The sequence below is a fragment of the Eubacterium sp. BIOML-A2 genome, from assembly GCF_009680135.1.
Classification (GTDB): Bacteria; Bacillota; Clostridia; order Lachnospirales; family Lachnospiraceae; genus Faecalicatena; species Faecalicatena contortus_B.
The window spans coordinates 1-15,519 of sequence record NZ_WKZK01000005.1 but is presented as its reverse complement, the minus strand read 5'-3'; the positions used below and the strand labels follow the sequence as shown (position 1 = coordinate 15,519).

12 protein-coding genes and 2 pseudogenes are annotated in these 15,519 nt (G+C 43.9%); 12 read left to right on the top strand and 2 right to left on the bottom strand.

The window, feature by feature from the left end:
- Nucleotides 1–46 precede the first annotated feature (46 nt).
- The 7 genes from rsmB to GKG43_RS02925 are packed head-to-tail and all read left to right on the top strand — an operon-like array spanning nt 47 to nt 7,504.
- Nucleotides 47–1,402 carry a 16S rRNA (cytosine(967)-C(5))-methyltransferase RsmB gene (gene rsmB / locus GKG43_RS02955; RefSeq protein WP_055150683.1) on the top strand — a complete coding sequence of 452 codons (1,356 nt, stop codon included), beginning with the start codon at nt 47–49 and terminating at the stop codon, nt 1,400–1,402.
- A gap of 3 nt (nt 1,403–1,405) precedes the next feature.
- On the top strand, nt 1,406–2,446 hold the full coding sequence (gene rlmN, locus GKG43_RS02950; RefSeq protein WP_055150680.1) for a 23S rRNA (adenine(2503)-C(2))-methyltransferase RlmN: 1,041 nt from the start codon (nt 1,406–1,408) through the stop codon (nt 2,444–2,446).
- A 12-nt stretch (nt 2,447–2,458) separates the two neighbouring features.
- The gene (locus tag GKG43_RS02945) at nt 2,459–3,202 is read left to right on the top strand and encodes a Stp1/IreP family PP2C-type Ser/Thr phosphatase (RefSeq protein WP_025655087.1); all 744 of its coding nucleotides are present in this window, start codon (nt 2,459–2,461) and stop codon (nt 3,200–3,202) included.
- Nucleotides 3,196–5,310, top strand: a complete 2,115-nt coding sequence (gene pknB, locus GKG43_RS02940; protein ID WP_055150677.1) for a Stk1 family PASTA domain-containing Ser/Thr kinase — start codon at nt 3,196–3,198, stop codon at nt 5,308–5,310. The genes GKG43_RS02945 and pknB overlap by 7 nt, the downstream gene beginning before the upstream one ends.
- 3 nt (nt 5,311–5,313) lie before the next feature.
- On the top strand, nt 5,314–6,192 hold the full coding sequence (gene rsgA / locus GKG43_RS02935; RefSeq protein WP_055150674.1) for a ribosome small subunit-dependent GTPase A: 879 nt from the start codon (nt 5,314–5,316) through the stop codon (nt 6,190–6,192).
- A 3-nt stretch (nt 6,193–6,195) separates the two neighbouring features.
- Nucleotides 6,196–6,858, top strand: coding sequence for a ribulose-phosphate 3-epimerase (gene rpe / locus GKG43_RS02930; RefSeq protein WP_055150671.1), 663 nt, complete (start codon nt 6,196–6,198; stop codon nt 6,856–6,858).
- Nucleotides 6,851–7,504 (top strand): thiamine diphosphokinase, encoded by a 654-nt coding sequence (locus GKG43_RS02925; protein WP_055150668.1) that lies wholly within the window; start codon nt 6,851–6,853, stop codon nt 7,502–7,504. The genes rpe and GKG43_RS02925 overlap by 8 nt, the downstream gene beginning before the upstream one ends.
- A gap of 186 nt (nt 7,505–7,690) precedes the next feature.
- Here the strand turns inward: GKG43_RS02925 and GKG43_RS02920 are convergent, their stop codons facing one another.
- Nucleotides 7,691–7,912, bottom strand: coding sequence for a hypothetical protein (locus GKG43_RS02920; protein ID WP_055150898.1), 222 nt, complete (start codon nt 7,910–7,912; stop codon nt 7,691–7,693).
- 190 nt (nt 7,913–8,102) lie between these two features.
- Entirely contained in the window at nt 8,103–8,963 is an 861-nt protein-coding gene (locus tag GKG43_RS02915) for a helix-turn-helix domain-containing protein (protein ID WP_055150665.1), read from the bottom strand.
- Between the two features lie 210 nt (nt 8,964–9,173).
- Between GKG43_RS02915 and GKG43_RS02910 the strand changes: the two genes are divergently transcribed.
- The 5 genes and pseudogenes from GKG43_RS02910 (at nt 9,174) to GKG43_RS02895 (ending at nt 15,403) form a co-directional block, all read left to right on the top strand.
- Nucleotides 9,174–12,212, top strand: a complete 3,039-nt coding sequence (locus tag GKG43_RS02910; RefSeq protein ID WP_129878511.1) for a glycoside hydrolase family 2 TIM barrel-domain containing protein — start codon at nt 9,174–9,176, stop codon at nt 12,210–12,212.
- Nucleotides 12,213–12,367: 155 nt separating this feature from the next.
- Nucleotides 12,368–13,729, top strand: coding sequence for a glycoside-pentoside-hexuronide (GPH):cation symporter (locus GKG43_RS02905; protein ID WP_055150659.1), 1,362 nt, complete (start codon nt 12,368–12,370; stop codon nt 13,727–13,729).
- Between the two features lie 106 nt (nt 13,730–13,835).
- Nucleotides 13,836–13,922: pseudogene (locus GKG43_RS23545) on the top strand (galactokinase family protein); the annotation flags it as partial.
- 48 nt (nt 13,923–13,970) lie between these two features.
- Nucleotides 13,971–14,177: pseudogene (locus GKG43_RS23215) on the top strand (UDP-glucose 4-epimerase GalE); the annotation flags it as partial.
- Between the two features lie 434 nt (nt 14,178–14,611).
- Nucleotides 14,612–15,403: an AraC family transcriptional regulator gene (locus tag GKG43_RS02895; RefSeq protein ID WP_055150656.1), complete on the top strand. Its 792-nt coding sequence runs from the start codon at nt 14,612–14,614 to the stop codon at nt 15,401–15,403.
- The last annotated feature ends 116 nt before the right edge of the window (nt 15,404–15,519 follow it).

Here is a 15,519-nt window from a genome sequence, read left to right as displayed (position 1 = left end):
TTACAGGCTTGCCTTTAAACAATAACCACTGACAGGAGGAAATGAGATGGCAAAGCCGTTGAGTGACAGAGAGATTGTGCTGGGTCTTTTGATGGATATTACGGAGCATGATGTGTACAGCCATATTGCTCTGGGAAATGTGCTGAGTAAATATCAGTATCTGGATAAGCAGGAACGTGCATTTATAACGAGGGTGACGGAGGGGACTCTGGAGCACCTGATCGAACTGGACTATATTCTCAACCAGTTCTCAAAAGTAAAGGTGAAAAAGATGAAGCCGGTTATCCGCAATATACTGCGGAGTGCGGTATACCAGCTGAAATACATGGACAGTGTTCCGGATTCTGCCGTGTGCAATGAAGCGGTTAAGCTGGCGGTGAAAAAGGGCTTTGCTCCGCTTAAGGGCTTTGTAAACGGAGTGCTTCGCAGTGCTGCACGTGGGATCGGCGCGGTCGAATATCCGAGCGGCCCCGTGGAAGCTCTGTCTATACGGTACTCTATGCCGGAGTGGATCCTAAAGAAGTGGCTGGAGGAATATGACAGGGAGACTGTGGAGATGATGCTTGCAGATTTCCAGAAGGAGAAGCCGTTGACAATCCGCTGTAATACCAGCCGGTGTCAGCCGGCGGAACTGGAGGCCAGGCTGGAAAAAGAAGGGGTGCAGGCAGTGGGCCATCCGTACCTGCCTTATGCCTGCCGCATTACCGGATATGACTATCTGGGCGATCTGGAAAGTTTCCGGGAGGGATTGTTTGCGGTACAGGATGTCAGCTCCATGCTGGTCGGTGAGATTGCAGATCCAAAGCCGGACGATTATATTATAGATGTTTGTGCCGCTCCGGGCGGCAAGTCCATTCATCTTGCGGACCGTCTGGCAGGAACCGGGCATGTGGAGGCACGGGATCTGACGGAATATAAGACAGCACTGATCCGGGAGAACATAGACAGGATGGGGATGGAGAATATCTCTGCGGTGCAGATGGATGCTTCTGTGCAGGACGCCTCATCTGTGTCTAAGGCTGATATTGTGATCGCGGATCTGCCCTGCTCCGGTCTTGGCGTGCTGGGGAAAAAGACGGATTTAAAATACAGGGTTACTGAAAAACAGCTGGAGGAACTGGTGCGGCTCCAACGCAGTATACTGGACGTAGTGTGCAGCTATGTAAAGCCGGGAGGGGTACTCATTTACAGCACATGTACGATTAACCGGACGGAAAACCAGGAGAATGTAAAATGGTTTTTGGCGGATCATCCGGATTTTGCCCCGGAGCAGATGAAAGAGAGCCTCGGCGCGGAACTTCAGAGCGCTGTGGGGGAGGACGGCTGTCTGCAGCTTCTGCCGGGAGTGCACGACAGCGATGGATTTTTTATTGCCAGATTGAGAAAGAAAGGTTCAGCGTAAATAATGAAGAAGGATATCCGTGCATATACATATGAAGAATTGCAGGAGGAAATGACTGCTCTTGGGGAAAAGAAGTTTCGGGCAAAGCAGTTGTATGAATGGCTCCATGTCAAGCTGGCCGGCAGTTTTGACGAGATGACGAACCTCTCGAGAGAACTCCGGGAAAGGTTGAATGAAACATATACGATTCTTCCTGTTGAGCTGCTCGAACACCAGGAATCGAGTCTGGATGGGACGAACAAATTTCTTTTTATGCTTCATGACCAAAATGTAGTGGAAAGCGTACTCATGAGATACAAGCACGGGAACTCTGTCTGTATCTCTTCCCAGGTGGGATGCCGCATGGGCTGCAGGTTCTGCGCCTCCACGATCGGTGGTTTGGTAAGGAATCTTTCGGCATCGGAGATGCTGGGGCAGGTCTACGCGATACAGAGAATCACCGGGGAGAGGGTGTCCAATGTGGTCATCATGGGCACCGGTGAACCGCTGGACAATTATGAAAATTTTCTTCGGTTTATCAGGCTTCTGACCGATGAACACGGACTCCATATCAGCCAGAGGAATGTGACGGTTTCCACATGCGGGATTGTACCCAAGATGCGGGAGCTTGCAGAAGAAGATCTGCAGATCACGCTGGCTCTTTCCCTGCATGGAACGACACAGGAGAAGAGAAAAGAACTCATGCCGGTTGCAAACAAATATGGATTGCAGGATGTACTGCATGCATGCGATGAATATTTTGAAAAAACAGGTAGAAGGATTACCTTTGAGTACAGCCTGGTGCACGGCGTGAACGATACGGATGAAGATGCTGCAGAACTGGTCCGGATCTTAAAGCCGAGAAACTGCCATCTGAATCTGATCCCAGTGAACCCGGTCAAGGAACGCTCATTTGTGAGGCCAAGCAGGAAAAATGCCCTGAATTTCAAAAATAAACTTGAAAAAAGTGGAATAAATGTTACTATAAGAAGGGAAATGGGTGCAGATATCGATGGCGCCTGCGGGCAGCTCAGACGACGTTATGTGCAGACAAACAAAGAATAAAGGAGATATGCTATGAAGACATTTTCCATTACCGACGTTGGTATGGTACGACAAGTGAATCAAGATTATGTCTATACGACAGATAATCCGTTAGGACCTCTCCCCAACCTGTTTGTAGTTGCCGACGGCATGGGCGGACACCAGGCCGGCGATTATGCTTCAAAATATACGGTGGAAGTTCTGCAGAGAGAGCTGAAGCAGAGCGACCAGGAAGACATTGAAAAGGCGCTTGTCTCCGCGATTAAGACCGCGAACCGGGAGATCATAAAAAAGGCCTCCCAGGACTCCCATCTGAAGGGGATGGGAACCACGGTGGTCGTTGCAACGATCGTGAATCAGATGATGTATTTTGCGAATGTGGGGGACAGCAGGCTTTATCTGATCAATCAGGGTATTATTCAGCTGACCAAAGACCACTCACTGGTCGAGGAGATGGTACGTCTCGGCGGTATCAAGCCGGAGGAGGCGAAGCACCATCCGGATAAGAATATCATTACAAGGGCCATTGGGGCCAAGGACAGCGTAGAGGTAGACTTTTATGAGCACCGTCTGAAAAAGGGAGACATCATTTTGATGTGTACAGACGGACTCAGCAATATGGTGGAAGATGAAGAATTATTCCACATCGTACAGGGGGGCAGGGACATTGTAGAATCGGCAGAGTCTCTGGTAGAAACAGCAAAAGAAAACGGCGGTACGGACAATATAGGGATTGTTCTGGTAGATCCGTTTGCGGATGAGGTGAGTATATGTTAAAAGAAGGAGTATTTTTAGGGAAACGTTATGAAATATTGAGCCGTATCGGTTCAGGTGGAATGGCGGATGTTTATAAGGGGAAAGACCATAAGCTGAATCGCTATGTGGCAATTAAGGTATTAAAGAGTGATTTTCGCACAGATGAGATTTTTATCCAGAAGTTTTTAAGCGAGGCGCAGGCGGCAGCAGGCCTGATGCATCCCAATGTGGTAAATGTCTACGATGTGGGGCAGGACCGTGGTTTGTACTACATGGTCATGGAACTGGTCGAGGGAATCACATTAAAGGAATACATTGAAAAAAAGGGAAGACTCACCGCGAAAGAGACGATCAGCATTTCTATACAGATGGTGACAGGTATTCAGGCTGCACATAATCAGCATATTGTTCACCGGGATATCAAACCTCAGAACATTATTATTTCCAAAGAAGGAAAAGTAAAAGTAACGGATTTTGGGATTGCGCGGGCAACCACGGCCACCAATACCATCAGCACCAATGTTATGGGTTCCGTACACTACACCTCGCCTGAGCAGGCAAGAGGCGGCATTGTAGATGAAAAAAGTGATATTTATTCGGCCGGCATCACCATGTATGAGATGATCACCGGCCATGTGCCGTTTGACGGGGACTCTACCGTATCCGTTGCAATCAAGCATCTGCAGGAGGAGATTGTATCGCCTGCGGAGGAAGTGCCGGATATTCCATACAGCCTGGAATGCATTATCATGAAGTGTACGCAGAAGAATCCGGAACGGAGATATCTGAACTGCCAGGCGCTGATTCTGGACCTGAAGCGGTCTCTTGTCAGCCCGGAAGGGAATTTCGTCAATATGTCTCCTTACGCATCCGGATCAGACACTACGGTTGTGATGTCCACGGAGGAGATGGAACGGATCCAGGACCGTGATTACGGCGATGAAGATGATTATGATGACGACTATGATGATGACGATTACGACGACGATGATTACGACGACGATGATTACGATTATGACAGCGACGAGTACGACAGTGATGATGAGGAGGACTACAGAAGGGACAGCAGGAAGAAGAATGATGTGGATCCGAATACGCGGAAGATCATGAAGATATTGATGATCGTGGCGGCGGTCATCATCGCGTTTATCCTGCTTTTCATGATTGGGAAGGCAGCTGGGCTCTTTAAGAGCGGTACCGGGTTGAAGACGACACAGACAGAGAGCAAGGTGACGGTGCCTGATCTGGTTGGCATGACGGAAGAGGAGGCAAAGGAAGCCCTTTCCAAGAAGAATCTGGGCTATCACGTATCCGGGCGGGAGACATCCGATAAGTACGATAGTGGCGTGATTATCCGGCAGGAGACAGATGCCAAGACAAAAGTAGATAAGAATACACAGATTAATGTGGTGGTCAGTAGCGGCAAAGAAGAAAAGACCGTTATGGTTCCGAATGTTGTAGGAATGCGTGAAGACGAGGCACAGAAGATGCTGGACGACGTCAAACTGGTGGTGGATTCCACAGCGGTTTATGATAGCAGTGTAGAGGAAGGGAAGGTTATATCTACGGATCCGGCTTCCGGTGTTGAGGTAAAAGAAGGCACCAAGGTTACAATGACTGTCAGCATGGGCGCTGAGAAGGCCACCGTTCCGAATCTGGTCGAACTGAGCCAGGAAGATGCAGAAGCGGCTCTGGCTGCTGCGGGGCTTGTGGGAAGTGCTTCTGAGGAGTATAGTGATAAGTATGACGCCGGGATTGTCATGTCGCAGAAGACGAAGGCTGATAAGAAAGTGGATGCCGGGACAACGGTTGAGTATGTTGTCAGTAAAGGGCCGAAGGTGGAGATGGTAAAAGTACCCTCGATCATTGGTTACAGCCAGGACGTTGCAATTCAAATGTTGGAAGCGGAAGGCTTACAGGCAGGAGATATTACACCAGAGCCGAGCGAAACGGTGATGGCAGGGTATGTAATCAGGCAATCTGCGCCAGCTGATAGCACGAAGGCAAAAGGGGAAGCTGTTGATTTTGTAATAAGTTCAGGCCCTAAAAAAAATACTGAACCGGAGAATCCAGATAACGGCACCGATCCAGGAAATGGTTCAGGTGACAGTGATACAGAAGGTTATTAGTTTATGCAGGGAAAGATAATAAAGGGAATTGCCGGATTCTACTACGTACACGTAGTAGAATCCGGTATTTATGAGTGTAAAGCAAAAGGTGTATTCAGAAAAGAAAAGGTAAAGCCCCTGGTAGGGGATGACGTCGAGATCGAGATTTTAGACGAGGCGGAGAAGACCGGCAATATTGTCCTGGTTCTGCCCAGAAGGAACGAATTGATCCGCCCCGCTGTGGCGAACATTGACCAGGCGCTGGTCGTGTTTGCGGTGACAGAGCCAAAGCCTCATTTCAACCTGCTGGACAGGTTCCTTGTCATGATGGAAAGCAAGGAGATTCCGGTAGTGCTTTGTTTCAATAAGAAGGACATAGCCTCACAGCCGGAACTCAAAGAACTGCAGGAGATCTACAGCGCCTGCGGATACCGGGTCATATTCACCAGTGCTTTAAACGAGGAGAATATCGGGACTGTAAAGGAAGTGCTTCTGGGTAAGACGACCGTGATTGCGGGACCATCCGGGGTAGGGAAGTCCTCTCTGATCAATCTGCTCCAAACGGAGATCCGGATGGAGACGGGCAGTATCAGCAAAAAGATTGCAAGAGGAAAGCACACGACCAGACATTCCGAGTTAATTACGATAGACGGGAGTTCCTATATCATGGATACGCCTGGTTTCAGTTCTCTGTATGTCAATGATTTTGAAAAAGGGGAGCTCAAGTACTATATCAGAGAGTTTGCCCCCTATGAAGGAAAGTGCCGGTTTAACGGATGCGACCACGTGCACGAGCCGGGGTGTGCTGTAAAAGCGGCCGTGGAACATGGAGAGATTCATACCGTCCGGTATGAGGATTATCTGGAAATGTATCAGGAATTACAGGAGAAGAAGAGGTATTAGCTTATGAAAAATATTTTGGCGCCATCTATTTTGTCAGCAGATTTTAAGGTTTTAGGAGAACAGATACGGATTACATCGGATAATGGTGCAAAGTACCTGCATTTCGATGTTATGGACGGCATGTTCGTTCCCAGTATTTCTTTTGGAATGCCCGTCCTGAAGTCAATCCAGGGGGTAAGCCCCCAGGTGATGGATGTGCATCTGATGGTAACAGATCCGGGGCGTTATGTGGAGGCTTTCCAGGAGGCCGGAGCAGATATTCTGACAGTTCATCTGGAAGCATGTGAGGATGTGCAGGCCGTGCTGGACAAGATCCACGCCTGCGGTATGAAGGCCGGGGTAACGATTAAGCCGGCTACACCGGTGGAGGCGCTGGCGCCATTTCTGGATCAGGCGGACATGTTTTTGATTATGAGTGTGGAGCCTGGTTTTGGCGGACAGGCATTTATTCCGGAATCACTGGACAAGATCAGAAGCCTGCGTTCTATGCTGAAAGAGCGTGGACTGAATACAGACATCGAAGTCGACGGCGGGATTTACCAAAGCAATGTGAAAGAAGTCCTGGATGCAGGCGCGAATGTAATCGTGGCGGGTTCCGCAGTATTTAAGGGAACAATTGCGGATAATGTGACAGGACTGATGGAGATTTTGAAAGAAAATGAGTAAACGAACAGTAATTGTCAGCGGCGGACTATTGGAGGAAGAATTCGCCGTTGATATCTTAAAGGATGAAGAGACTGAATTTATTATTGGTGTGGACAGGGGACTCCTCTTCCTTTACGAGCATAACATCCTCCCCGACTATATCGTAGGAGATTTCGACAGTGCGCCCGAAGAGGTCATTGCGTACTATAAAGAAGAGACAAAGGTTCCGATCCGGGAATTTAATCCTGTGAAGGATGCATCGGATACAGAGATCGCACTGCGTCTGTGTCTGGATCTGCACAGGCGGAATATCCTGATATTGGGGGCAACCGGCACCAGGCTGGACCATGTGTGGGCGAATGTGCAGACGCTGAAGGTGGCCCTGGACGCGGGGGCAGATGCCAGGATTGTGGACAGGCATAACCAGATACGGCTTCTTAAAGAGGAGCTGGTTCTGAAAAAGGAAGAGGCATATGGTCCATATTTCTCCGTATTTCCTTTGGGCGGTGAAGTGGAGGACTTTAATATAACCGGAGCCAAGTATCCTCTGAGCCATCATATGCTGACGCCTTTTGACAGTCTGTGTGTCAGCAATGAAATAGAGGGGGATGAGGTGAGAATCTCGTTTCCTTACGGGACGGTTGTCTTGATGGAGACACGGGACTGATGCTGTATTGGAGAGAAGAACAGGTATATGCAGAGGGCATGTCTTTACTCATAAAGAAGTCTGTGGCAGGCCGCAGAATAAAGATTAAGATACTAAATTATTGGTTGAGCAATGAAGTTCCAAAGTAGCAGAGATAAAAATGAAACCGGCAGTACGGGAAGTGATTTCCTATACTGCCGGTATTTTTTATTGTTTATCTTGTTTGTCACGTTCTATTGTTTCGTTGATTGCTCTGTTAATAAACTGAGTTGCACTTTCATTCATGCTGGCTGCATGTTCTTGGACTTTAGTTCTATGTTCTGGGGTCATTCTTACTTTGACTTCCACAAATTTACTATTATATCTTGCATTGGCTTCTTTACGTGCTGGCGTTAATTTACGACCAGCCTTCTTTTTTTCTTCGCTCATTAAGATCATCTCGCTCGCAGCATTGGCGCCTTGGAGTGAAAAACTCCAATCTATCAAAAATCGCATGTGAATTATAGTGAATTACTCCAACTCGTAAAGGGCAGGAGTAATTTTGTATTTGACCGCATTATTATTTGGCGGTTACGATACTATGCTGCAAGTATCTGCTAAGGTCTTTATCCAGTCGCTATTAGTTTTCTATCTTCTTCCTATACTCCGAAGGAGAGAAGCCTTTCGTCTTATGAAACAGTCTGCTGAAATATAGCGGATTATCGTATCCGACAATTCTTGATATTTCTGAAACAGAATACTGTGTGGTTTCAAGAAGGAGCTGTGCGTTGGCAATTCTTGCGGAAACAATATACTGCATAGGCGTAGTGCCGGTATATTTCTTAAAGCTTCTGATAAACCAGCTGATGCTCATGCCACGGGACTGGGCATATTCCTTGATATTAATCTCGTTGCTGTAATTATCACTAAAATATTGTGCAGCCATATCCATTTCATTATCAAGATATACGTCAGAAAGTTTTCGTTCTTTTTGAAGCTCTCTGTGTATGGAGATTAATAGGTGGCGCATAAGGATGGTCAGTAGTTCTTCGTAATCATCCTGACAACGCTGCAATTCTGATATCATTCTTTTATAGATTTTTTCATATTCTAATGAAGTACCTACAAAGAAGGTGCGCATATTATCTTTGATTCCATATTTTCTCAAAATGTTCTTTACATCACTTCCTGTGAAATGAACCCAGTAAACTTCTGTTTTGTCCTCGCCATAGTATTCATACTTTTGCAGTTCTCTCGGACGGAAGAGCACCATGTTTCCGGCGGTGACGATGGTATCATTTTCTTCATTATCAAAATGAAAGTGAGCCTGCCCCGCACTGATATAGATAAGCTGATAATCTACACGGCCACGGGGACGATAGGTAGGAAGTTTTGGTCTTGTAAGCAGACGATAGGTTCCGCAACTGCCGACAATTAAAGGTCTGCTCTTATCCTTAAAGTCGATGGCGGAGTTGTTCAGATAACCGGAATTTAAATACATATAGACACCTCCGATAGGGATATTTACTTAATCGTTTTCGTAAAAATTATACTTTTTATGATATTGTACCATTTTGTGCATATTCTGTCTATTATAGTTTATGGACAAAAATTGCAGAATACACTAGAATTAAGCTAACAAAAGTGAAAAACGAAAATAAACAGAAAAAATAAAAGTGTGTGGGGTACACCATGTAAGGAGGAGGTTACAATGATCGTACCACGTTATTATGAGGATTTGAGTGTTTTACATGAGAATACGATGCCGGTGAGAGCATATTACATTCCAGCATCAAAGAGAATGGATAATCTTGTAGAGCACCGTGAAGAGTCAGACCGTATCCAGTTCTTAAACGGAACATGGAAGTTTAAGTACTTTGACAGCATCTATGATGTAAAGGAAGAGTTTTACAAGGCGGGATTTGATTTATCAGGATATGCAGACATGAAGGTTCCTGGTGTATGGCAGAACAAGGGTTATGACTGTCATCAGTACACAAACATCAAATATCCATTTCCATTTGATCCGCCATACGTACCACAGGATATTCCTTGCGGCGCATATGTATATGACTTCGAGTATAAGAAGGACGAGAAAGCAGGAAAAGTTTTCCTTAACTTTGAAGGAGTAGACAGCTGCTTTTATGTATGGGTAAACGGTTTCTATGTTGGATACAGCCAGGTACCACATGCCACAAGCGAATTCGACATCACAGAGGTCATCAATGATGGAAAGAACACTATCGCAGTTTTAGTAATGAAGTGGTGCGATGGTTCTTACTTAGAAGATCAGGACAAGTTCCGAATGAGCGGAATTTTCAGAGATGTATATATCTTAAAGAGACCAGAAGCAGGCATACGTGATTACAGAATTACCACAAAGGTATCAAAGGAAGCAGCAAAGGTTAACTTATCCGTAGAATTTACAAATTCAGTAGAGACGAAGGTAACACTTGAAGATAAGAACGGAGCTGTAGTTGCTGCAGACTCTATTTCAGAAAACGGAAATATTGAACTTGAGGTTGCATGCCCGGTTCTCTGGAATACAGAAAATCCTTACCTTTATACATTACTCCTTGAGACTGAGAATGAAACAATCGTTGAATATGTTGGATTTAGAACAATCGAGATTATTGATAAGGTTATCTACTTCAATGGACAGAAGATAAAGTTCCGAGGTGTAAACAGACATGATTCAGATCCTGTAACAGGATTTGCAATCAGCATGGAACAGCTTATGACTGACCTTATCATGATGAAGCAGCATAACTTCAACTCTATCAGAAGCAGTCATTATCCTAATGCTCCATATTTCTACCAGCTTTGTGATAAGTACGGATTTATGGTTATTGATGAAGCGGATATAGAAGCACACGGACCATTCATGCTTTATAGAAAAGAAGATACAGACTACAACAGATTTAAGAGATGGAATGAAAAACTTGCAGATGATCCTGCATGGGAGAAATCCATTCTTGACAGAGTGCAGCTGATGGTAGGAAGAGATAAGAACAGACCTTCCATCGTGATGTGGTCAATGGGAAATGAGAGTGCTTATGGCTGCAACTTTGAAAAGGCTCTTAAGTGGACAAAGGAATTTGATCCATCAAGAATCACACAGTATGAGAGTGCAAGATACAGAAACTATGATGTGACATACAATTATGAACATCTTGATTTATACAGCAGAATGTATCCTTCCGTTGAAGAAATCAGAGAATATCTTGAGAAGGATGCAAGCAAGCCATTCTTACTTGTAGAGTACTGTCACAGTATGGGGAATGGCCCTGGAGATCTTGAGGATTACTTCAAGCTGATTCAGGAAAATGACCTTATGTGCGGAGGTTTTGTCTGGGAGTGGTGTGACCACGCAATTGACAAGGAAACAGCAGAAAATGGAAAGACAATGTACTACTATGGCGGAGATCACGGTGAGACAGTGCATGACTCAAACTTCTGTATGGATGGTCTTGTATATCCTGACAGAAAGCCTCACACAGGACTTTTAGAATATAAAAATGTATACAGACCTGCGAGAGTGGTTTCTTATGATGAAGAAAGCAGCAAACTAGTTCTTCATAACTACATGGACTTCGATGACTTAAAGGATTTTGTAAATGCTCAGTATGAAGTGACCTGCGATGGACTTACAGTGGATTCAGGAAAGCTTACCGTACCTTCCATAGCTCCTCACAGTGATGGAGAGATGGAAATTAAGATTAAGGTTCCGAATAAGGGTAAGGTATTCCTTAAGATTACCTACACTCTTAAGAAGGAAATGGGACTGATTCCTGCAGGATATGTGCTTGGCTTTGATGAAGTAAAGATTCCAAATGAAGATGCAAGAAATCAGAACGCAGTAAAGTGGTTAGAGAAAGAAGCAACACAGTCTGATATGGAAGTATCAGAAACAGGTACTCAGGTTACTATTAAGGGTAAGTCGTTTACTTATATCTATAGCAAGAAGAATGGAATGTTTGAATCCCTCGTATTTGCCGGAAGAGAATACATCGACAGACCAACGGAACTTAATATCTGGAGAGCACCTACAGATAATGACATGTATGCAAAGCTTGAATGGAAGAAGGCAAAATACGATGAAGCTTACGTAAGAGCCTATGAGACAGACATCAACCAGTCAGCTGAAGGTGTAGAGATTACAGTTAAGACTTCAATGTCAGCAGCAACTGTTCAGAAGATTCTTGATGCAGCTATTACATGGAAAATCGATTGTGACGGAGCAATTACTTCATCTATCCAGGTTGTAAAGGATGACGAGTTCCCAGATCTTCCAAGATTCGGACTTAGACTTTTCTTAAATAAGAAACTTGAAAATGTTTCTTACTTTGGAATGGGACCTCACGAAAGCTACAGAGATAAGCACCAGTCTACAAGCCACGGATTATACAGAGCCAAGGTAAGTGAAATGCATGAGGATTACATCATGCCACAGGAAAACAGCAGTCACTTCGATTGCGATTATGTAGAAATCGCAAATGGCCAGTTCGGTATTGCGGCAGCATCAGAGAAAACATTCTCATTCAATGCATCTGTTTATACACAGGAAGAACTTGAGAGAGCGGCACACAACTATGAACTTGAAGAGTCAGAGAGTACAGTGCTTTGCCTTGATTATGCATTAAACGGAATCGGTTCTAACAGTTGCGGACCGGTAGTAACGGATCAGTATAGATTCGATGATGTAGCATTTGACTTTAATATCAAGTTAGTTCCTTTTGTAAAAGGATAAAATCGAATAACTGCAGGGCGGGTATGGATTATGTTACCCCGGGGAAAATGAAATATCCGCCGGCTGCATTATTATATGAGCAAGGATAATTTCTTCATAACTGTTAGGGTAACGGTTGTGAATACAAAAATGTACAGAGAAGGAGTGATCTTTTAATGGAGGAAAAAAGATACTTGAAGTGGTATAACAAAGTCGGATACGGCTCTGGTGATATCGCAGGAAATGTTGTTTATGCGCTTTTATCAGCGTTTGTAATGATTTATTTAACAGATATTGTAGGACTTAATTCCGGTATCGTTGGAACACTGATTATGGTGTCCAAGATTTTCGATGGAATCAGTGATGTGTTCTTTGGAGCAATGATTGATAAAACAAAGACAAAACTTGGAAAAGCAAGACCATGGATGTTGTATGGATACTTCGGATGTGCCGTATGCTTAGTTGCAATCTTCTGTATTCCTGTTGATATGGGACAGAAAGCACAGTATGCATGGTTCTTTATCGCATATATATTATTAAATGCTGGTTTCTATACAGCTAACAACATTGCATACTCAGCACTTACAGCACTTATTACAAAGAATAACTCAGAGCGAGTTCAGATGGGTTCTATCAGATTCATGTTTGCATTTGGTACAAGCATGTTAATCCAGGCAGTAACAGTTGGTTTTGTAGCAAAGCTTGGTGGCGGTGCTGCAGCATGGAGAATGGTAGCAATCATTTATGCAATCATCGGTGTTATTTCTAATACACTTTCTGTTTTATCAGTTAAGGAGCTTTCTGATGAAGAACTTGCAGAAGGTAAGACAGAGGAAGAAAAGGAAGAGAAGTACAATCTTATTGATGCTTTCAAGATTCTTGTTCACAACAAGTACTTCCTTATGATCTGCGGAACATACCTTTTAATGCAGCTTTATTCAGCAACACTTGGAATGGGTATCTACTTCATGAAGTATGTGCTCGGTGATGAGGGATTATTCGGAACTTTCTCATGGGCAGTAAATATTCCTATGATTGTTGGTCTTTTGGTAACACCACTTTTGGTAGCAAAGTTTAGAGGAATGTACAAACTTAATATCATAGGTTATATTATAGGTACAGCGGGACGACTTGGTGTAATAGCAGCCGGATATATGGGAAATATCCCACTTATGCTTGCATTCACAGCTATCGCAGCTCTTGGTATGAGTCCACTTCAGGGTGATATGAATGCTTTAATTGCAACAACTTCAGAATATACGAGACTTACAACCGGCAAGAAAGTTGACGGTACAATGTATTCTTGTACATCCTTTGGTACAAAGGTTGGCGGCGGTATTGGTACAGCCATCGCAGGCTGGATGCTTGCAGCAAGTGGGTATATCAAGAACGCACTAGTTCAGCCAGAGTCATGTGTGAATATGCTTCATGTAATGTATTTATGGCTCCCAATGATCTTTAACTTATTAATCACATTTGTCCTTATCAAGTTAAATGTTGAGAAGGCAAACAAAGAACTTCAGAAAGAAGCAGAATAATGTCTATGTAAGAGGGGCATTGTCTTATAGGTAACCCCTTTAAGGCAATGCTTTTTCTTAAGCAAAGAAGCTGATAGGTCAAAGCTTAGGAAACAAGAAGAATAATTTGGGAAGAAGTGAGGTTGGTGGCAATCATACCGATCATCAGCATGGCGAGATATTAGCAGCATCTATTAACCTTGATGCAATCGGAATCGTAAAGAAAACATACGATATGAAGATTTCCGCCTACAGTTCGCAGGTAGAGACAGCAAGAAAGGTAACAGGACATCCAATCCCTGCAAAGGAAGAGGAAAGAAGAGCAGGAGATCCATCTACACTTATTGCATCAAGTGAAAAGGCAAAGACCGTTCTTGGATGGAATCCACAGTTTGCTGACCTTGAGACAATTATTGATACTGCATGGAAATGGCACCAGGCTCATCCACACGGATATGAGACAGTTTAGGAGGCGGTCAAAATGATTAACAAGCTTACAGCTTATTGAAGTGGGTTTCTTAAGAAAATAAAAGGGCCATTTCACATTGTGAAGTGGTCTGATTTTTAAAGTATTCAGTTTTCACAAATTGTCCTTTTAGATTCTGCCTGATGCTTATGCACGGATTACATGCTCAAACATAGGTGCGTAGAAATCTAAAAGTACATCTACATAATTCTTAATCTTGCTCATTTTGTTCATCTCCTTTCTTTATCTTACAAGGTCATTATAGGGCGAAAAGATATATAAATCTTGCCAAAAAGCATTAAAAAGTAGACAAAAATTGCAGACGGATAAAACGTCGTATTATTTTGTGCAGGATGTATACCATTAAGTTTATTGGAAAGTTAGAGCGGGCAGGGTAAAATATTAATGATGATATTAATGGGAAAGGAGTGGTTATTTTGCATTTAGAATATAAGGAAACAAAGCGTTTGGTAAAGATATCAGAGAGAATATCGAAGCATGTAGAGCCACACCTTCACAGTGCCTTGGAAATCGTATATGTTACGGAAGGTACGTTGGAACTTGGTATGGGAACGGAGCTGTTTCATATGGAGACAGGTGATATAGGATTTATTTTCCCGGATGTTATCCATCATTACCAGGTATTAGGAAGTGGTACAAGCAAGGCCTATTATATACAAATCCAACCTTCAACGGTTGGCGCTTTTTTTGATAAGCTTCAAAAATTCGCACCGAAATGTCCTGTAGTTACAAAAGAAAAGATAGGTGCCGATATGGTGAACGCTATCACAGCAGTCGCACATACAAGCGAATCAGAGGAAATGGTTGTAGAAGCGTATGTGCAAATCATTCTGGCAAAATGCCTGCCGGAATTATCACTTGTGGAGAAACAGAACGTGGGAAGTACAGACTTGGTATATCAGGTGGTTTCGTATATATCTGCTCATTTTAGAGAAGAGATGTCATTGGAGAAGATGGCTAGTGATCTTGGCGTAAGTAAATATGTATTATCGAGAACGTTCTCTGGAACCTTCCACAGAAACTTCAGCCAGTACCTAAACGACACCAGAATGAACTATGCAGTTCACTGCCTTGAGACAACGAATGACAATATCCTAGATATCAGTATGGAGAGTGGTTTTGATAGTCAGAGAACATTTAACAGAGCATTTAAGGACAGATATCATATGACTCCAAGCGAATATAGGAAGAACTGCAAAGGGATATGATGTTTAAATAACTGGTAAAAATACAGGTGTTATATTATATGATTATTCCGGGCGATTAGCCCATGCGCTGAAGCGCGTTCAGCGCACGGGTATCGCCGTTTAGCAAAGGCTGGTCG

What these genes read in the sequence shown, in the direction of transcription:
- rsmB (WP_055150683.1), top strand. Translation starts at nt 47, where the DNA reads ATGGCAAAGCCGTTGAGTGACAGAGAGATTGTGCTGGGTCTTTTGATG.
- rlmN (WP_055150680.1), top strand. Translation starts at nt 1,406, where the DNA reads ATGAAGAAGGATATCCGTGCATATACATATGAAGAATTGCAGGAGGAA.
- GKG43_RS02945 (WP_025655087.1), top strand. Translation starts at nt 2,459, where the DNA reads ATGAAGACATTTTCCATTACCGACGTTGGTATGGTACGACAAGTGAAT.
- pknB (WP_055150677.1), top strand. Translation starts at nt 3,196, where the DNA reads ATGTTAAAAGAAGGAGTATTTTTAGGGAAACGTTATGAAATATTGAGC.
- rsgA (WP_055150674.1), top strand. Translation starts at nt 5,314, where the DNA reads ATGCAGGGAAAGATAATAAAGGGAATTGCCGGATTCTACTACGTACAC.
- rpe (WP_055150671.1), top strand. Translation starts at nt 6,196, where the DNA reads ATGAAAAATATTTTGGCGCCATCTATTTTGTCAGCAGATTTTAAGGTT.
- GKG43_RS02925 (WP_055150668.1), top strand. Translation starts at nt 6,851, where the DNA reads ATGAGTAAACGAACAGTAATTGTCAGCGGCGGACTATTGGAGGAAGAA.
- GKG43_RS02920 (WP_055150898.1), bottom strand. Translation starts at nt 7,912, where the DNA reads ATGAGCGAAGAAAAAAAGAAGGCTGGTCGTAAATTAACGCCAGCACGT.
- GKG43_RS02915 (WP_055150665.1), bottom strand. Translation starts at nt 8,963, where the DNA reads ATGTATTTAAATTCCGGTTATCTGAACAACTCCGCCATCGACTTTAAG.
- GKG43_RS02910 (WP_129878511.1), top strand. Translation starts at nt 9,174, where the DNA reads ATGATCGTACCACGTTATTATGAGGATTTGAGTGTTTTACATGAGAAT.
- GKG43_RS02905 (WP_055150659.1), top strand. Translation starts at nt 12,368, where the DNA reads ATGGAGGAAAAAAGATACTTGAAGTGGTATAACAAAGTCGGATACGGC.